The 16,376-nt window shown below is 72.9% G+C and carries 11 protein-coding genes; 9 read left to right on the forward strand and 2 right to left on the reverse strand.

Going from position 1 to position 16,376, the window contains the following annotated elements; genetic code table 11:
- The first annotated feature begins 2 nt into the window (after nucleotides 1-2).
- Nucleotides 3-1,577 (forward strand): multicopper oxidase family protein, encoded by a 1,575-nt coding sequence (locus tag AC6CKD_RS34710; RefSeq protein ID WP_498332926.1) that lies wholly within the window; start codon nucleotides 3-5, stop codon nucleotides 1,575-1,577.
- Nucleotides 1,578-1,680: 103 nt separating this feature from the next.
- On the opposite strand, the gene AC6CKD_RS34715 is transcribed toward AC6CKD_RS34710, so the two are convergent.
- Nucleotides 1,681-3,327 (reverse strand): FAD-dependent oxidoreductase, encoded by a 1,647-nt coding sequence (locus AC6CKD_RS34715; protein ID WP_498332928.1) that lies wholly within the window; start codon nucleotides 3,325-3,327, stop codon nucleotides 1,681-1,683.
- A 144-nt stretch (nucleotides 3,328-3,471) separates the two neighbouring features.
- Here AC6CKD_RS34715 and asnB point away from each other — a divergent pair, with 144 nt between their 5' ends.
- The 8 genes from asnB to cydC all read left to right on the forward strand — a co-directional run bounded on the left by asnB (nucleotide 3,472) and on the right by cydC (nucleotide 14,316).
- Nucleotides 3,472-5,322 (forward strand): asparagine synthase (glutamine-hydrolyzing), encoded by a 1,851-nt coding sequence (gene asnB, locus AC6CKD_RS34720; RefSeq protein ID WP_498332929.1) that lies wholly within the window; start codon nucleotides 3,472-3,474, stop codon nucleotides 5,320-5,322.
- Nucleotides 5,322-6,293 carry a DUF6410 domain-containing protein gene (locus AC6CKD_RS34725; protein ID WP_498332931.1) on the forward strand — a complete coding sequence of 324 codons (972 nt, stop codon included), beginning with the start codon at nucleotides 5,322-5,324 and terminating at the stop codon, nucleotides 6,291-6,293. Before asnB ends, AC6CKD_RS34725 begins: the two co-directional genes overlap by 1 nt.
- Before the next feature lie 23 nt (nucleotides 6,294-6,316).
- Nucleotides 6,317-7,063: a GNAT family N-acetyltransferase gene (locus tag AC6CKD_RS34730; protein WP_498332933.1), complete on the forward strand. Its 747-nt coding sequence runs from the start codon at nucleotides 6,317-6,319 to the stop codon at nucleotides 7,061-7,063.
- Nucleotides 7,060-8,028, forward strand: coding sequence for a 2,3-diaminopropionate biosynthesis protein SbnA (sbnA, locus tag AC6CKD_RS34735; RefSeq protein ID WP_498332935.1), 969 nt, complete (start codon nucleotides 7,060-7,062; stop codon nucleotides 8,026-8,028). Before AC6CKD_RS34730 ends, sbnA begins: the two co-directional genes overlap by 4 nt.
- A gap of 223 nt (nucleotides 8,029-8,251) precedes the next feature.
- Nucleotides 8,252-9,547, forward strand: coding sequence for a cytochrome ubiquinol oxidase subunit I (locus tag AC6CKD_RS34740; protein ID WP_498332936.1), 1,296 nt, complete (start codon nucleotides 8,252-8,254; stop codon nucleotides 9,545-9,547).
- A gap of 19 nt (nucleotides 9,548-9,566) precedes the next feature.
- Nucleotides 9,567-10,577: a cytochrome d ubiquinol oxidase subunit II gene (locus tag AC6CKD_RS34745; protein WP_498332938.1), complete on the forward strand. Its 1,011-nt coding sequence runs from the start codon at nucleotides 9,567-9,569 to the stop codon at nucleotides 10,575-10,577.
- Complete coding sequence (gene cydD / locus AC6CKD_RS34750; protein WP_498332940.1) at nucleotides 10,577-12,367, forward strand: thiol reductant ABC exporter subunit CydD; 1,791 nt, start codon at nucleotides 10,577-10,579, stop codon at nucleotides 12,365-12,367. The genes AC6CKD_RS34745 and cydD overlap by 1 nt, the downstream gene beginning before the upstream one ends.
- A complete protein-coding gene (cydC, locus tag AC6CKD_RS34755) occupies nucleotides 12,364-14,316 on the forward strand; it encodes a thiol reductant ABC exporter subunit CydC (protein ID WP_498332942.1) in 1,953 nt (650 codons plus the stop codon). Before cydD ends, cydC begins: the two co-directional genes overlap by 4 nt.
- A gap of 97 nt (nucleotides 14,317-14,413) precedes the next feature.
- Here cydC and AC6CKD_RS34760 read toward each other — a convergent pair whose 3' ends face one another.
- Nucleotides 14,414-16,330: an ABC1 kinase family protein gene (locus tag AC6CKD_RS34760; protein ID WP_498332944.1), complete on the reverse strand. Its 1,917-nt coding sequence runs from the start codon at nucleotides 16,328-16,330 to the stop codon at nucleotides 14,414-14,416.
- Between the last annotated feature and the right edge of the window lie 46 nt (nucleotides 16,331-16,376).

Genomic DNA, 16,376 nt, shown 5'->3' on the forward strand with positions numbered 1-16,376 from the left:
CCATGTCTCCTCTCTCACGACGCGGGTTCCTGGGCGCCGTCGGCGTCACCTCCGCCGGACTCGCGCTCCCCTTCGTCATCGGCCGTGACAGCGACGGCGGCGAGGGCGAGACCCTCGAGTCCTCGTCGGCGGCGGCGATCCCGGCCCACTTCACCCTGCCGTTCAGGACGCCCCAGGTGATCCAGCCGACCTCGTCGGAAGGCACCACCGACTACTTCGACGTACGGGCGTACGCCACCACCGCGCAGATCCTGCCCGGTGTGCAGACGCCTATCTTCAGCTACAACGGGACCTTCCCCGGGCCGACGTTCAGTGTCCGCAAGGGCCGTACCGCCGTGGTGCGGACCCGGAACGACCTGCCGGTGCCCATCGTCACCCACCTGCACGGCGGGAAGACGCCCGCCGAGAGCGACGGCTATCCGACCGACCTCATCCTGCCCACCGCGGGCTGGACCGCGCACACGGGCGCCGGCCATCACACGGCGGCCGGCATGGTGATGGAGGGCGAGACCACCAACGGCACCCGGGACTACACGTACCCGAACGCCCAGCGGGCCTCCACCCTCTGGTACCACGACCACCGGATGGACTTCACGGGACCGCAGGTATGGCGCGGCCTGGCCGGCTTCTACATAGTCCGGGACGACGAGGAGGAGGCCCTGCCGCTGCCCAAGGGCACCCGCGACCTCCCCGTCATGATCATGGACAGGGCGTTCAACGCGGACGGCACGCTGTCCTACCCCTCCGTGGACCCGACGCTCACGACCACCCCGGGCGTCGTCGGCGCCGCGCACAACGGCATGACCGGCGATGTCATCCTCGTCAACGGCGTGCCGTGGCCGAAGCTGGAGGTCCAGGGCGCCCGGTACCGGCTGCGGCTGCTCAACGCCTCCAACTCCCGCCGCTACCGCGTCAAGCTGAGCCCGGAGCCCTCCGGCTCCGACGCGTTCACGCTGATCGGCAGCGACGGCGGTCTGCTCGACAAGCCGCGGGAAATGGACTCGATCTACATGGTCCCGGGCGAGCGCTTCGACGTGATCGTCGACTTCGCCAAGTACGCGCCGGGCACCAAGGTCACCCTCATGAACAGCCTGGGCGACAGCGGGACGACCAACGAGATCATGCAGTTCGTCGTCGGCGCCAAGATCACCGACACCACGAGCGTCCCCGCGACGCTCTCCACCATCCAGCGGCTCGACCCGACGAAGGCCGTGCGTACCCGGTCCTTCCAGCTGGCCCGCGACTCCCAGAACGTCTACAAGATCAACGGTTTCCCGTTCAGCACCGACCGCAGCTGGGCCGACGTGCGGCGCGGGGACATCGAGATCTGGGAGTTCACCTCCACCACCCACCACCCGATCCATCTGCACCTCTCGCCCTTCCAGGTCTGGAAGCGCGGAAGCTCGACCACGGTCCAGCCGGAGGACGTGGGCTGGAAGGACACGGCGCGGATGCAGCCGAACGAGAAGCTCAGCCTCGTCGTGCGCTTCGACGACTACGCCGGCAAGTTCGTCTTCCACTGCCACAACCTCGAACACGAGGACATGGCGATGATGGCCAACTTCAACGTGACCTAGCCCTTCCGAGGCATCCGCCGCACAGCATTCACGCAGCAGGCACACCACGTGGGGCCGCTGATCCTTCCGGATCAGCGGCCCCACGTGGTGTGCCCCGCGGGTCTCAGCCGACCCGCGCCACCGCCGTGCGCAGCGCCAGCGCCACGGCCTCCGCACGCTCCCGCGCCCCCTCGGGGACGCCGGGCGAGCGCCAGGCCACGAACCCGTCGGGGCGGACCAGTACCGCCCCGTCCGCCGTCACCCCGTACCGCTCGTACCAGCCGCGGTCGGAGAGGTCCTCGAGCTCCGTGCCGAAACCGGCCGTGGCCAGCGGCACCCCGGTCCGCTCCGCCGCCCGATCGGCGGCCGCCCGCCAGCCGGCGTCGTCCGCCCCGGTGAGCAGGACGAACGAGGAGCCGTACGCGTCCAGCACCGAACCGCTGCGCTCCGCGCCCGACCCGCCCGCCGCGCCGCCCGCGCGCAGCAGCACCGGCACGTGCGGGGCCCGGGTGCCGGGCTCGCCGCTCAGCTTCTCCGGCTCCCGGAACTGCGGCAGGCCCGCCTCGGGCGCCACCGACGGATAGGCGTGCCCGAGCATCACGGTCAGCACTTCCACCGTGGCCTTGCGCTGCTCCTCCGTCGCCCGCCCGGAGCGCACCATCAGCCGCAGCTGCGCCTGCGCGATCGTCGCCTCCGCGACGGGCCTGCGCTCGGCGTCGTACGTGTCCAGGAGGCCCTCGCCCGCCTCGCCGCGCAGCACCGCCGCCAGCTTCCACGCCAGGTTGTGCGCGTCGTGGACACCGGTGTTGGCGCCGTAGCCGCCGATCGGCGGGACGACGTGCGCGGCGTCCCCGATCAGGAACGCGGAGCCGTCCCTGAACCGCTCGGCCGACAGGGCCGCCAGCTCCCAGGGCAGCACGCCGATGATGTCGACGTCGGCCTCGGGGTCGCCGATCGCGGAACGGACCAGCCGCACGCTCTCCTCGGTGGTGAAATCGTCCGGCGTCACCCCGTTCTCGGGGTGGTACTGGAGGATCAGGGTGCCGCGTCCCAGGGTGTCGTCGTGGCCCAGGACGGCCCCGTTCATCTCGTCGTTCTCGATCTGGCAGATGGAGAACCGGCGTCCGTCCAGCGGTCCTTCGAGGTCCGCGCGGAACAGGATGCTCACCTGGTGCTGGAGGGTGCCGCGGCCGGTGCGCCCGATCCCCAGCGCCTCGCGGACCGGGCTGCGCCCGCCGTCCGCGGCCACCAGCCAGCGGGCCCCGAGCCGGCGCACCTCGTCCGTCGCACGGTCCTTCAGGGTGGCGACGACCGGCCCTCCCGGCCCCTCGGGCCGCTCGAAGGAGACCAGCTCGGTCCCGTAGCGCAGATCCGCGCCGGCGCGGTCCGCCGCCTCGCGCACCAGCGGCTCCATGCGGTCCTGGCCCAGCGAGATCTGCCGCGACGGGGTCAGGGAGCTCAGGTCGCCGGGCTCCGGCAGCATCACCGCCTTCAGCTCCTTGCCCCTGAGCGACTCCACGGTCGCCTGGCGCCGGTGTCCCGCGTACCCCGCGGCGGCCTCCAGCACCGTCTCCTCCAGGCCCGCGGACCTGAACGCCTCCAGGGTCCGCGGGTACCACCCCCAGGCCCGGGGGTGGATCGAGGTCGAGGCGTGCCGTTCCACCAGCACGGCCCGCACCCCGTGGTGCCGGAGGAACAGCGCACAGCTCAGTCCGGTGATCCCTCCGCCCACGATCAGAACGTCCGTCAGCTCCTCGGGCTCCTTGCCCACGGCAGCGCTCCCTTCAGGTTCCAAACCGGGACCCGGTACGGATCCGGCTGACCGATGGTCGGCGCCGCTACTGGAGAGGCTGTCCAGGGAACCTTGAGGTGACCCGGTCAGCCTGGGGCTCCACTGTCGAAGGGAGTCCCTGCGGTGTCCGGAATAGCAGGATGGATCGACTACGAGCGCGACCTGCGGCGGGAACGGCCGACCCTGGTCGCCATGACCGCGGCCCTCGCCCAGCGCGGCCCGCTCGGGGAGCGCCTCTGGGTGTCCGAGACCGCCGCGATCGGGACCCGCTGGTCCGACGTAGCCGGCAACGGCGCCCCGGAGCAGCCCTGGGTGTTCGAAGAAGACGGACGCACGGTCGTCACCGCCGCCGTCACCGGCATATTGCTGGAGCCCGAGGTAGTGCGGGCCGAGCTCGGCGTGACCGGGCCCGCGACCGACGCGGAACTCGCCGGCCGCGCGTACCTGCGATGGGGCGAGCGTTTCGCCGAGCACCTCGACGGCGCCTTCGCCGTCGTCGTGTGGGACGCGCGCACCCGAGAACTGGTGGTGGCCCGCGACCGCATGGGCAACCAGCAGCTGTTCTACTACCGGCACGGCGACGGCGTGCTGTTCGGCACCGAGCGCAAGGCGATCCTCGCGCACCCCGGCGTCGACCCGGTCATCACGGCCGACGGCCTGCGCGAGCTGTTCTCCTACGCGGGCACCGCCGGCCACGGCATCCTCAAGGGCTTCCGCCAGGTTCCGGCCGCCCACGTGCTGCGGCTGAACCGCGAGGGCGAGACCTCGTACCGCTACTGGCAGCTCACCGCCGAAGAGCACACGCACGACCAGGCGCAGACCGTCGCCCACATCCGCAAGCTGCTGGCCGACTCGGTCCGCCGCAACCTCGGCGCGGGCGCCGTCCCCGGCGTCCTGCTCTCCGGAGGCATCGACTCCAGCGCGGTCACCGCGCTCGCCCACGAGGCGCTCGCCGAGCGCGGCGAAGGCCCGGTCCGCACCTTCACGGTCTCCTTCGACAACGCCGGGGAGTTCAAGGAGGACGAGATCTGGGGCAGCCCCGACGCACCGTTCGTCCAGTCCGTCGTCCGCCACCTCGGCACCGAGCACACCGACCTGGTGCTCGACACCGCGGACATCATCGACCCCGCCGTCCGGGCCGCCGTCCTGCGCGCCAAGGACGTGCCGAGCCCGCTCGGCAACATGAACACCTCGCTGTACCTGCTCACCGGCGCCGTCCGCGAGCACGTCGGCTCGGTGCTCTCCGGCGAGATCGCCGACGCCGTCTTCGGCGGCTTCGCCTGGGTGCACAACAAGGAACTCGTCGAATCGCCGACCCTGCCGTGGGTGGCCATGGCCCGTTTCGGCGGCGGCAAGCACGGCCTCGGCGGCGACCTCCTCGACCCGGCCCTGCTGGAGAAGCTCGACCTCAACGGCTACTGCGGCGGCGCCTACGACGCCAGCATGGCCGAGGTCCCGCGCCTCGAAGGCGAGGACGGCCTGACCCTGCGGATGCGGGAGATCACCTACTTCCACCTCACCCGCTGGCTGGAGACCCTGCTCAGCCACGACGAGTCCCTGGGCGCCGTGGCCGGGCTCGGCACCCGGATGCCGTTCTGCGACTGGCGGCTGGTGCAGTACGCCTACAACGTGCCGTGGGCGCTCAAGAGCTTCGACGGCCGCGAGAAGTCCCTGCTGCGCGCCTCCGTCGCCGACCTGCTCCCGGACGACGTCATCAACCGGGCCAAGAGCCCCTACCCGGTCACCCAGGACCCGGCCTACGGCCACGCCCTGTGCGAGGGCATGGCGGCGCTGCTCGCCGACCCGACCGCGCCGGCCGGTCCGCTCGCCAACGCGGCCGGCATCAAGGCCCTCATCGAGGACCCGTCGGTGCTCGACAGCGGTATGCGCGCCTGGGTCGCCCGCGCCAACGTCGAAATGCTGCTCGGCCTCAACGACTGGCTGCGCCGCTACGGCGTGCGGGTGGAGCTCTGATGGCCGCCGCCCCCTCCGGGGCGCGGACCGCCCGCAGGGGCGGGCCCGTCCTGGGCCGGGACGCGGGTACGGCGGGCCGGATCGTCCGCGTCCTCGCGGGGGCCGCGGCGCTGACCCATCTGGTCACCACCAAGGCCGCCGAGCGGGGCACCGGCGAGAACCTGGTCTCGCTCACCACCGCGGTCGGCATCGCCGTCGCCTTCACGGCCGCTCTCGCCCTGCTCAAGCCCCGGCTCACCCAGGGCATCTCCCGCGGCCTGTCGGGCTGGCCGGGCGGTGCGCTGCTGCTCCTGCCGATGCTGATCTACCCGATCGGCGTGCTCCCGGACGCGGCCGCCCTGGGCGTCGCGCTCTACACCGAGTTCTCCGTGCTCTTCGCGGGCCTGATCGGCTACGGCGGACTGGAGCTGGCCGTCCTGCCGACGCTGGTGCTCGGCTTCCGGCCGGTGCTGTACGGCCCGTTCAACGCCATCGACCTCGCCGAGCGGGGCATGCGCGGGCGCCGGTACGGACCGGCTTCGCAGGCCGGCGGACTGCTCGCGATCACCGGGCTCGGCTTCTTCTGGATCGTGCCACCGCTGGCCGCCATGAACGGCTCGTTCGGCGAGGCCATGGCCGCGCTCGAGGGCCTCGCCCCGGTAGCCGGCGCCCTGGTCCTCGTCGCCGCAGCGCTGATGGCGGTGCCCTTCAAGGGACCGGCTCGGATACGCCGGCTGCGTGCCGGGGCCTTCCTCCTGCTGGGCCTGGGCGCAGTGGTCGGGGCCATCCCCGACGCGCTATGGCCCGTGGTCATCCTGACGGGCCTGGTGACCGGCGTCGTGCGGTTCACCCGGGGCGCGCGGGGCCGGCAGGCCGCCCCGGAGGCCGTACCCGAAGAGCGCGCACCCGGACGACCCGTGTCCGTCCAGCCCCCCACCGTCCGGCTGGTGGCCGACCGTCCGACGGTCGAGACGTCTTCCACCGCCCGTTGAGACCGCCTGCGGAGCATCCCCTCATGGCAGAGAACACCCCTGACACCACACCCGGGAGCAAGCCCGGAAACGACCGTACGGCGATCGCGGCCTGGATTCCGCAGCTCCGGCTGCGGCTGACCACCCCGAGGCTGGAGTTCCGAGTGGCCGACGAGAGCGACCTGCGCGCACTCGCCGAAACCGTCGCCGAGCACGGCATCCACGACCGCGGCACCGTGCCCTTCCAGGGCGGCTGGAGCGACGTGCCCCAGCAGGTCGTCGCCGGCCGCGTCCTGCAATACCTCTGGAAGGGGCTCGCGCTCAGCCGTCCCGACTACTGGAACCTCGGTCTCGTCGCCTTCCTCGACGGCCGGCCCGTCGGGGTCCAGGGCCTCCAGGCCAGGCGGTTCCCCCAGCTGCGCGAGGTCGCCTCCGAGAGCTGGCTGGCCCGCGGCTTCCAAGGCCGGGGCCTGGGCACCGAGATGCGCGCGGCGGCGCTGCGCCTGGCCTTCGAGGGCCTGGGCGCGGGACACGCCACCTCGGCCGTCTACGAGGACGGCGCCGCCGCGATCGCAGTCAACAAGAAGTTCGGCTACCAGCCGGACGGCATCGAACTCACCGAGCGCCAGGGCAAGCCCACGGTGCTCACCCGCTGGCGACTCACCCGCGACCAGTGGGAGCTGAGTGCCGCCGCCGAGGTCCCGACCGAGATCCACGGACTCGAGTTCTGCCGCGGCCTGTTCGGTGCCACCGCACCCGACCACTCCTCCGCACCCCGGGAGCCGGCGTGATCCACAACTCCATCACCGACTGCATCGGCGGAACCCCGCTGGTCCGGCTCGGCCGACTCTTCCCGCAGCCCGGCATAGAGGTCCTCGCCAAGCTCGAAATGCTCAACCCGGGCGGCAGCGTCAAGGACCGATCCGCGCGCTACATCGTCGAACGGGGCATCCGGGACGGCATGATCCGCCGCGGCACCCGGATCGTCGAGAGCACCTCGGGCAACTTCGGCGTCGCGCTGGCCATGGTGGCCATCCGCTACGGGCTGCGGTTCACGGCCGTCGTCGACCCCAACGCCTCCCGCACCAACCTGCGCATCCTGCGCCAGTACGGCGCCGAGATCGAGATGGTCAGCGAGCCCGACCACGCGGGCGGCTACCTGCACACCCGGCTGGCCCGGGTGCAGGACCTGCTGGCCGACGACTCGGACGCGGTCTGGATCAACCAGTACGCCAACGAGCTCAACTGGGAGACGCACGCCGTCACCACCGCGCGCGAGGTCATCGAGGACTGCCCGGAACCCGTGGACGTCCTCGTCGCCGCCGTCAGCACCACCGGCACCCTGCACGGTCTCGCCCGCGGACTGCGCCGCGAATGGCCGGGCCTGAAGGTGGTGGCCGTCGACGCCGTCGGCTCGGTCATCTTCGGCGCCCCGCCGGGCCCGCGGATGCTCCCGGGAGTCGGCTCCAGCCGGGTCCCCGAACTCCTCACCCCCGGCGAGATCGACCAGGTCGTGCACATCGACGACGCGGCCGCCATCCACGGCTGCCACCGGCTGCTGAGACACGAGGCGATCTTCGCCGGCGGATCCTCCGGTTCCGTGGTGGCGGCCATCGAGGAGCTCCTGCCGGAGCTGCCGAGGCCCAGCCGGATCCTGACGCTGCTGGCCGACCGGGGAGAGCGTTACCTCGACCTCGTCTACACGGACGAGATGGCGATCGAGCACGACGAGCTCGCCTACGCCAGCCACTCCTGAGCCGGGCCACCGGTTCCTGCCGCCATTCCCGAGAAGCGCTGCGGCCGCCCGATGAGGGCGGGCGGCCGCAGCCACCGGTTCCCGTGCCCCGGCTCCACCGCGCCTCCACCGAGGACCGAGCGGTACTCCACTGTCCTCGGCTGAAGTGGAAAGGCCGTCTTTCCATTCCTGACCACAGCGACCAACAGACAGACGGCTGCACAGCCGACCGAGGGGAACCATCGTGGACGTGCTAGAACTCGCACGGCTCCAGTTCGCCATCACCGCGATCGCGCACTTCCTGTTCGTCTCCCTGACGCTCGGGCTTGTCGCCTACCTCGTGGTGATGCAGACACGCTGGGCGATCACAGGCAAGGAAGAACACCGCAGGCAGACCCGGTTCTGGGGACAGCTCTACGTCATCAACTACGCGCTGGGCATCGGCACCGGCATAGTGATGGAGTTCCAGTTCGGGCTCAGCTGGAGCGGGCTGACGCATTTCGTCGGCAACGTCTTCGGCGCGCCGCTCGCGATCGAGACCCTGGTGGCGTTCTTCGCCGAGTCGACCTTCCTGGGCCTGTGGATCTTCGGCTGGAACCGGATGGGGCGCAAGCTGCACACCGCGATGCTGTGGCTGGTGGCGCTCACCGCGTACTCCTCGGTGTTCTTCGTGCTCACCGCCAACGGATTCCTTCAGCACCCCGTCGGCTACGCGATGAAGGACGGCAAGGCGGTCCTCACCGACTTCGGGGCCCTGCTCTCCAACAACAACGCCTTCTCCGCCTCGCTCCACATCGTGGCCGCCGCGATGCTCACCGGATCCTTCTTCATCGTCGCCGTCAGCGCCTGGCACCTGCGCAGGAAGACCGGCCACGAGCAGTTCTTCTGGTCCTCGATGAAGCTCGCCCTGCCGCCCATCCCCGTCCTCGCCCTGGCGACCGCCGCGCTCGGCGGACTGCAGATCGGCTACTCGGTCAGGCAGACGCCGACCAAGTACGGGACGCGCTCCGAACGGGCCCAGGCGCTGGTGGAGACCTTCACCCAGAAGTTCGGCCCCGACAACTACTACCCGCCGGGCTTCGCGCAGACCGCCGAGTTCGTGATGATCATCCCGGCGCTGTTCATGATGCTGGTGGCGGTCCTCGCCATCCCGTTCATGATCAAGCGGAACCTGATGCGCCGCAAGGTGCTGCTCTGGTTCCTGACCGCGGGCCTGATCCTCCCGTACGTCTCCATGATCTCGGGCTGGATCTTCCGGGAGGTCGGCCGCCAACCCTGGGCCGTCTACGGACTCCTCAAGACCGAGGACGCGCTCACCCCGGGGCTCACCTCCGGCACCGTCCTCACCTCGCTGCTGGTCTTCGGCACCCTCGTCGTCATCCTGCTCTTCACCGACTGGGCGCTGCTCCTGCGCTTCGCCCGGCGCGGCCCCGACGGAGCGCAGCTCGGCCTCATCCCCGGCGACAAGTCCGTGCCCGTCGCTTCCGGCTCCGGCGCCGGCGCGGAACGGGTCTCCGAGAACTCCGCCCCGACCTTCTGACAGCGCTGGGAGTCTCAACGTGTGGCACAACATCTGGTACGCGCTGCTGGGGCTGCTCGTCGCGGGCTACCTCGCCCTGGACGGCATCACCATCGGCACCGGAATCATCGGCCGCTGGCTCGCCAAGGACGACCGCGACCGGCACACGGTCGCCGCGGCGACCGGACCCTTCTTCCTCGGCAACGAGGTCTGGCTGGTCGCGGCGGGCGGCATCATGCTCGGCGGGTTCCCCGGCCTGGAATCCACCGTCATCGCCGGGATGTACCCGGTCATCGTCTTCGCCGTCGCGAGCCTGCTCGTACGGGAGGCCGCCATGCAGTTCCGGCGCCGCCTGTCCGGCGCCGGCTGGCGGCGCCGCTGGGACGCCCTCGTCCACGTCGCCTGCCTGGTCCTCGCCCTCATGTGGGGCGCGCTGGGCGGCGCCGTGCTCGGCGCGGTACCGGTCCAGAACGGTGAACTCCGCGTCGACCTGGGCGTGCTGTTCCAGCCGCTGCCGATCCTGGCCGCGCTGACCGCCGTCGCCGTCTTCGCCCTGCACGCCGCGGTGTTCCTCGCCGTACGCACCGAAGGGCCGGTCTCCGGCCGGGCCGCGGAGCTCGCCGCGAAGCTGGCGCCCGTCGCGATCGTCCTCGCCGTGCTCACCGCGGTCGCGGCCACCGCGTTCGGCACCTCCCGCGACGGGCTCCTCAACCCGGTCTCCGCCGCACTCGTCCTCGCCGTCGGCGTCGCGGCGCTGTGGCTGGCCCCGCGCCTGATCGCCGGCGGGGGCTGGAAGGCCCCGGCCGTCAGCGGTTTCGCCGCCCTGTCCCCGGTGCTGCTGCTCGCCGTCGCGCACTACCCGCAGGCCGTCGTGAGCAGTGCGGGCTCCGCGGAGCACGTCTCGGTCGCGGAGGCCGCCGCCGATCCGTCCACGCTCAGCGTCGTCGGGCCCGTGGTGCTGCTGGTCTTCCCCGTACTGCTCGCCTTCCAGGCCATGCAGTGGTGGGCCTTCCGGGCCAAGGCCGACGACCGCTCCCCGGCGTACTTCTGATGGGACGCGTCCGTACGGAGGCGAGCCGCCGGGCCGAACGCCCGGCGGCTTCACCGCGTCAGCAGCCGACCGACCGGGACGTACGCGCCCGCCTGCTCGGGCTGGCCGGGAACACCCGGTCCGCCGGACTGCTGGTCCTCACCGCCGTCGCCCTCGGCGCCGCCGGAGTCATCGGCCAGGCCCTCGCCCTCGCCGTGCTCCTGGGCGAGGCCTTCTCCTCCGCCGGGCCGACGCTCGCCACCGCGCTGTGCGTCGCGGCGGCCGTCGCCCTCCGCGGCGCCGCCGGATGGCTCCAGGCCACCGCCGCGCAGCGGGCCGCCGCGGAGATCAAGCTCCGGCTGCGGACAGGGCTGCTGGCGGCAGCCGCGCGCAGGGTCTCCTACCAGGCCGCGGACCGGCGCACGGGAGAGACCAGCACCCTGGTCACCCGGGGCCTCGACGCCCTCGACCCGTACCTCGTCGGCTACCTGCCGCAGATGCTCGCCGCCGCGCTCGTACCGACCACGATCGTCGTCACGATGGCGCTGCACGACCCGCTCAGCGGGGTGATCCTCCTCATCACCCTCCCCCTCATCCCCGTCTTCGGCGCACTGGTCGGCCTGCACACCAGGGACGCCACGGAGCGTCAGTGGGCGGCGCTGGCCCGGCTCGGCGGGCACTTCCTGGACGCCCTGCGCGGGCTGACGACCCTGCGCACGTTCGGCCGGGCGGAGGCCCAGGAGGCCATCGTCGGCGAGGTCGCCGAGCAGCACCGCAAGGCCACGATGGGCACGCTGCGCATCGCGTTCCTGTCCACGCTGGTCCTGGACACGGTCGCCACCCTGTCGGTGGCCCTGATCGCGGTCCCGGTGGGCCTCCGCCTCCTGGGCGGCTCCCTGGACCTCACCACGGCGTTGACCGTCCTCCTCCTGGCCCCCGAGGCCTACCTCCCCCTGCGGTCCCTGGGCAACCGCTTCCACGCGGCGACGGAGGGCATGACGGTGGCCAGGGAGGCGCTGGCCGAACTGGACGCCGCCGAGCCGCCCGCGGCCGCCGGCCGGCCCGCCCCGGTCCCCGCGTCCGCACGCGCGGCGGCGCTCCCGGCAGCCACCCGGACCGCCCCGGCCGAGCGGCCCATCGCCTTCGAAGGGGTCACGCTCCGCCTCCCCGGACGCCCCCGGCCCGTCCTGTCCAAGGTCTCGTTCGTCATCGCCCCCGGCGAGCGGGTCGCGCTCACGGGCCCCAGCGGCGCCGGCAAGTCCACGCTGCTCGCCCTGCTCCTCGGGCTCGTGCGGCCGGACGAGGGCCGGATCCTCGCCGGCGGCCGGGACCTGGCCGAACTGGACCCGGACGGCTGGGACGACTGGCGGCGCCGGATCGGCTGGGTGCCGCAGCGGCCGTACCTCTTCGACCGGACGGTCGCGGACAACATCAGGCTCGGCGACCCCGGGGCCACGGACGAGGAGGTCGAACGGGCCGCCCGGGCGGCCGCCGCGGACGGCTTCATCAGCGCCCTGCCCGACGGCTACGCGACCCGCCTCGGCGCCCGCGGTACGGGACTCTCCGCGGGCCAGCGCCAACGCGTCGCGCTCGCCCGGGCGTTCCTGCGCGACGCGCCCCTCGTCCTGCTCGACGAGCCGACGGCCGGACTCGACGCGGAAAGCGAGGAGGCCGTCCTGGCCGCGAGCGAACGCCTGATCGCGGGCCGCACGGTCCTCGTGGTCGCGCACCGCCCGCGCCTCCTGCGCGGCGCCGACCGCCGTTTCCACGTATCCGACGGAACCCTCAGGGAACGCGAGGTGCCCCGATGACCCCCGGCCCGACCGACGCCACCGCCCCGCCGCCGTCGGCCCCGGCAGGAACCGCCCCGGCGCCGGGCCCCGCACCGGCAGGCGCCGTACCCACGGGCGCGGCGCCGGCGGACCGCGCCGCGCCGCCGGGCGCGCCGGCCGTCGGGCCTCTCAAGGCGCTGCTCTTCGTGCTGCGCACCGCCGGGCCGCTGCGGACCCTCGCACCCGCCGCCGGGCTCGGACTGGCCGCCGATCTCGCCGGGGTCGCTCTGATGACGCTCGCCGCCTGGCTCATCGCCCGCGCCGCCGAGCAGCCCGCCATGGGGGTCCTGTCCGTCGCCATCGTCGCCGTACGGGCGCTCGCCGTCACCCGCGGGCTGTTCCGGTACGGGGAGCGGCTCGCCGGGCACGACGCCGCGCTGCGCGCCGTGGCCGTGCTGCGGCGGCGGGTGTTCGGCTCGCTCGCGCGGCGGCCCGCCCACGAGGACGCCCGTACGGTACGGGACGCCGACACCGTCTCCCGGCTCGTCGCCGACGTCGACCTCGTCCAGGACGCCCTGCTGCGCGTCGCGCTGCCCGCCCTGTCCGCCGTCCTCGTCTCGGCCGCCGCGATCTGCGGCGCCGCGTTCGTCTCCCCGTCCGCCGCCCTCGTCCTCGCCCTCGGCCTGGCCGCCGGCGGGGTGCTCCTGCCCGCGCTCACCGCCCTCGCCGCCACCCGGGCGGACCGCCGCAGCGCCGACCTCCGCGCGGAACTCGCCGTACACACCGTCGACCTGCTGGACGGCGCCGAGGACCTCGCCGTGTTCGGCGCGGCCGGCCGGGAGACCGACCGAGCCGTCCGCACCGCGCACCGGCTGCGCGCCCACGACCGCGGCGCCGCCCTCCTCTCCGCCGTCTCCGTCGCCGCCCTGACCGTCGTACAGGGCGCCACCACCCTCTTCGTGGCCCTCCTGTGCGCCGGCTCGGCGTCCCCCGTATGGGCCGTGGCCCTGCCCCTCCTCGCCCTGGCCTCCTTCGAGGTGCTGACGCCGCTGCCGGCGGCCGCCCAGCTGCTCTCGGGCCTGACGACCAGCGCCCGCCGCGTCCACGAGCTCCTGCGTGATCCGGCCCCGCATCCGGCCCCGCTCAAGGACTCCGCGAGCACCGACGGCTTCTCAAAAGACGTGCGGCGCGCGCCCCTCCACCTCGCACTCACGACCGCGGCGTCCGGGGTGTCCCCCTCTCCGGACGCCGCGCCGGAGACCGCGCACCTCACCGTCCGCGACCTCCACGTCCGCTACCGCCCCGACGCCCCGCCCGCCCTGCGCGGCGTCAGCCTCGACCTGCCCCCCGGCCGCAGAATCGCCGTCATCGGCGCCAGCGGCTCCGGAAAGTCGACGCTGCTCGCGGCGATCGCCCGACTCGTCGTCCCCGTCAAGGGTGGCATCACCCTCGACGGCGAAATCCTCTCCCGCGTACCGGAGTCCACCCTGCGGCGCACCATCAGCGGCTCCCTCCAGGACGCGCACGTCTTCCACACCTCCGTCCGCAACAACCTGCGGCCCGCCCGCCCCGCCGCCACCGACGCCGAGATCCGCGAGGCGCTGCGCCATGCCGGCCTGCTCGACTGGGTCCTCAGCCTCCCCGAAGGCCTGGACACTTTCGTGGGATCCGACGGCGGCCGACTCTCCGGCGGCCAGCGCCGACGGCTCCTGCTGGCCCGCGCGCTCCTCGCCGCCCCGCCGGTCCTGCTCCTCGACGAGCCGACGGAGGGCCTCGATGCGGACGCCGCCGACGCCGTCCTCGCCGACGTGCTCGACAGCACCCGCGGCCGGTCGCTGATCCTCGCCACCCACCGCCTCCAGGGCCTGGAGGCCATGGACGAGGTCCTGGTGATGGCCGACGGCCGGATCGTCCGGCGCGGCACGCCCCGGGCCGTCCTGGGCCCGTCCCCGAAGGACGCGGAGGAATCCCTCGCCGTGACCGTGTGACCGTAGGCACGCGAGCCGAAGACCGACGGCCGCCCCCGACCCGGGATCGGGTCGGGGGCGGCCGTCGCTTCTCCACCAGGCGTTCTCGGACCGGGGATCAGGAAAGCGGCCTGGTCAGCACGTAGACGGTCCTGAGCACGAGCGCGGCGGACAGCACCAGCAGGTGGTACCCGATCAGCCCGAACAGGCTCAGCCCCGGCGTCACCTCCGGCCCGCCCCCGATGCTCAGCAGCTGCGCCCCCAGCGCCCCGAAGAAGATCCCGAGGAAGGTCAGCAGGACCCGGCTGAGCAGCTCGCCTATCACCCGCCGGTCGCGGGCGTCGGAGAGCAGCCGGATGTTCAGTCCCAGCCGTCCCTCCTCCAGCGCCCCGCCGATCCGGTCGAGGCGCCGGGGGAGCCGGCGCAGTACGGGCAGCAGCGCCAGCATCTCGTCGCGCGCGGTGTCCCGCAAGGTCTGCGCATCCAGCTGCCGGGCGAACCGCGCGGCGGCGTACGAGCGGGACGCGTCCAGGACGTCGAAGCCGTCCGACACCCGGTGCAGGGTTCCCTCGAGGGTGGCCAGGGCCCGGAACACCGCCGCCAGCTCCGGCGGCACGGTCAGCCGGAACTCGGCCACGAGCCGGAACAGGGCCGTGAACATCGCCACGTCGGGAGCGGACCCGTGCCCCAGGTGCCGGCCGCTGAACTGCCCGAGCGCCCGCTGCAGCCGCTGCTCGTCGACCTCCTCCGGCCGGTCGGTCACCTCCAGCAGCGCGTCGCACAGCGCCACCGGGTCCCCGCGGTCCACGGCGAGGAACAGCCCGGCCATGCTGGACCGCATCCCGCTGTCCAGTCGCCCCACCGAGCCGAAGTCGAGCAGGGCGGGGCTTCCGTCGGGGAGCAGCAGGATGTTGCCCGGATGCGGATCGGCGTGGAACACCCCGTCGTACATGATCTGGTCCAGCAGCGCCGTGAGCAGGGTCTTCGCCAGTTTCCTGCCGTGCTCGGGGCTGTCGGGGCGGGCCTTGCCGAGGGGTGTTCCGTCGATCCGGCTCATCACCAGGACGCGGTCGTCGCTCAGTTCCTCGCACAGGACGGGGAAGACGACACTGTCGTCCCGGCGCGCCTCGGCGGCCCGGCTCACGGAGGTCATGTTGCGGGCCTCGACCCGGAAGTCCAGCTCCTCGCGCAGCGCCACCGCGAACCCCTCGGCCAGTTCGGCCAGTCCGAGGCTGCGGCCCCATTCCGCCCGGGACTGGAGGGTCGCGGCGAGACGGGCGACGATGTCCAGGTCCCGGTCGACCGCCTCGCGGATCCCGGGCCGCTGCACCTTGACGATGACGCGCGTGCCGTCGCGCAGCACGGCCGCGTGCACCTGGGCGACGGAGGCCGCGGCGAGCGGTTCGCGGTCGAACTCGGCGAACACCTCTTCCGTGGGCGCCCCGAGGCTTTCCAGCAGGATGGCCTCCACCGCGGGCCACGGCGCGGGCGGCACCTGGTCCTGGAGACGGCTCAGTTCCTCGACGTACGGCTCGGGCAGCAGGTCCCGCCGGGTGGACATCACCTGGCCCAGCTTCACGAAGGTGGTACCGCCCGCCTGGAGGGCCCCGCGCAGCTCCCGCGCCAGATGGGTGTGCCGGGTGCCGCCGGAGTTCCTCGCCCGTCCCGTGAGATAGGGACGCAGACCGTGGCGACCGAGGATCGCGAGGATCTCGGAGTAGCGCCGGGTCCGCGAGAACCAGGAGCGGGCGGACTGGATCCGGCCCAGCGGCCGGATACCGCCCGGCGGCACCACCAGATCGAGGACGACGAGGCAGACCATCGCGGTCAGCAGCCCCACGCCGACCATCAGGGAGAACAGAAGGGGACCGCTGACCTGTAGCTGCGGTCCGATGAGCGTTCCGGAAACCGAGACGCCGACCACCGCGGCGATCATCACGCGCAGGACGCCCGCATCCATGCCGAGCATGCGCCTGCCCAGGATCGCGGGCAGGACGATCACGGCAAATGCGCCACCAATTCCGATGAGCCACATATCCGTCAGGATAGTGAATTCGCCTCTCATCAAAGGGAGTTGTGGT

It is taken from the genome of Streptomyces sp. GQ60, from assembly GCF_059758875.1.

What these genes read in the sequence shown, in the direction of transcription:
- AC6CKD_RS34760 (WP_498332944.1), bottom strand. Translation starts at nt 16,330, where the DNA reads ATGTGGCTCATCGGAATTGGTGGCGCATTTGCCGTGATCGTCCTGCCC.
- AC6CKD_RS34730 (WP_498332933.1), top strand. Translation starts at nt 6,317, where the DNA reads ATGGCAGAGAACACCCCTGACACCACACCCGGGAGCAAGCCCGGAAAC.
- cydC (WP_498332942.1), top strand. Translation starts at nt 12,364, where the DNA reads ATGACCCCCGGCCCGACCGACGCCACCGCCCCGCCGCCGTCGGCCCCG.
- AC6CKD_RS34710 (WP_498332926.1), top strand. Translation starts at nt 3, where the DNA reads ATGTCTCCTCTCTCACGACGCGGGTTCCTGGGCGCCGTCGGCGTCACC.
- AC6CKD_RS34725 (WP_498332931.1), top strand. Translation starts at nt 5,322, where the DNA reads ATGGCCGCCGCCCCCTCCGGGGCGCGGACCGCCCGCAGGGGCGGGCCC.
- cydD (WP_498332940.1), top strand. Translation starts at nt 10,577, where the DNA reads ATGGGACGCGTCCGTACGGAGGCGAGCCGCCGGGCCGAACGCCCGGCG.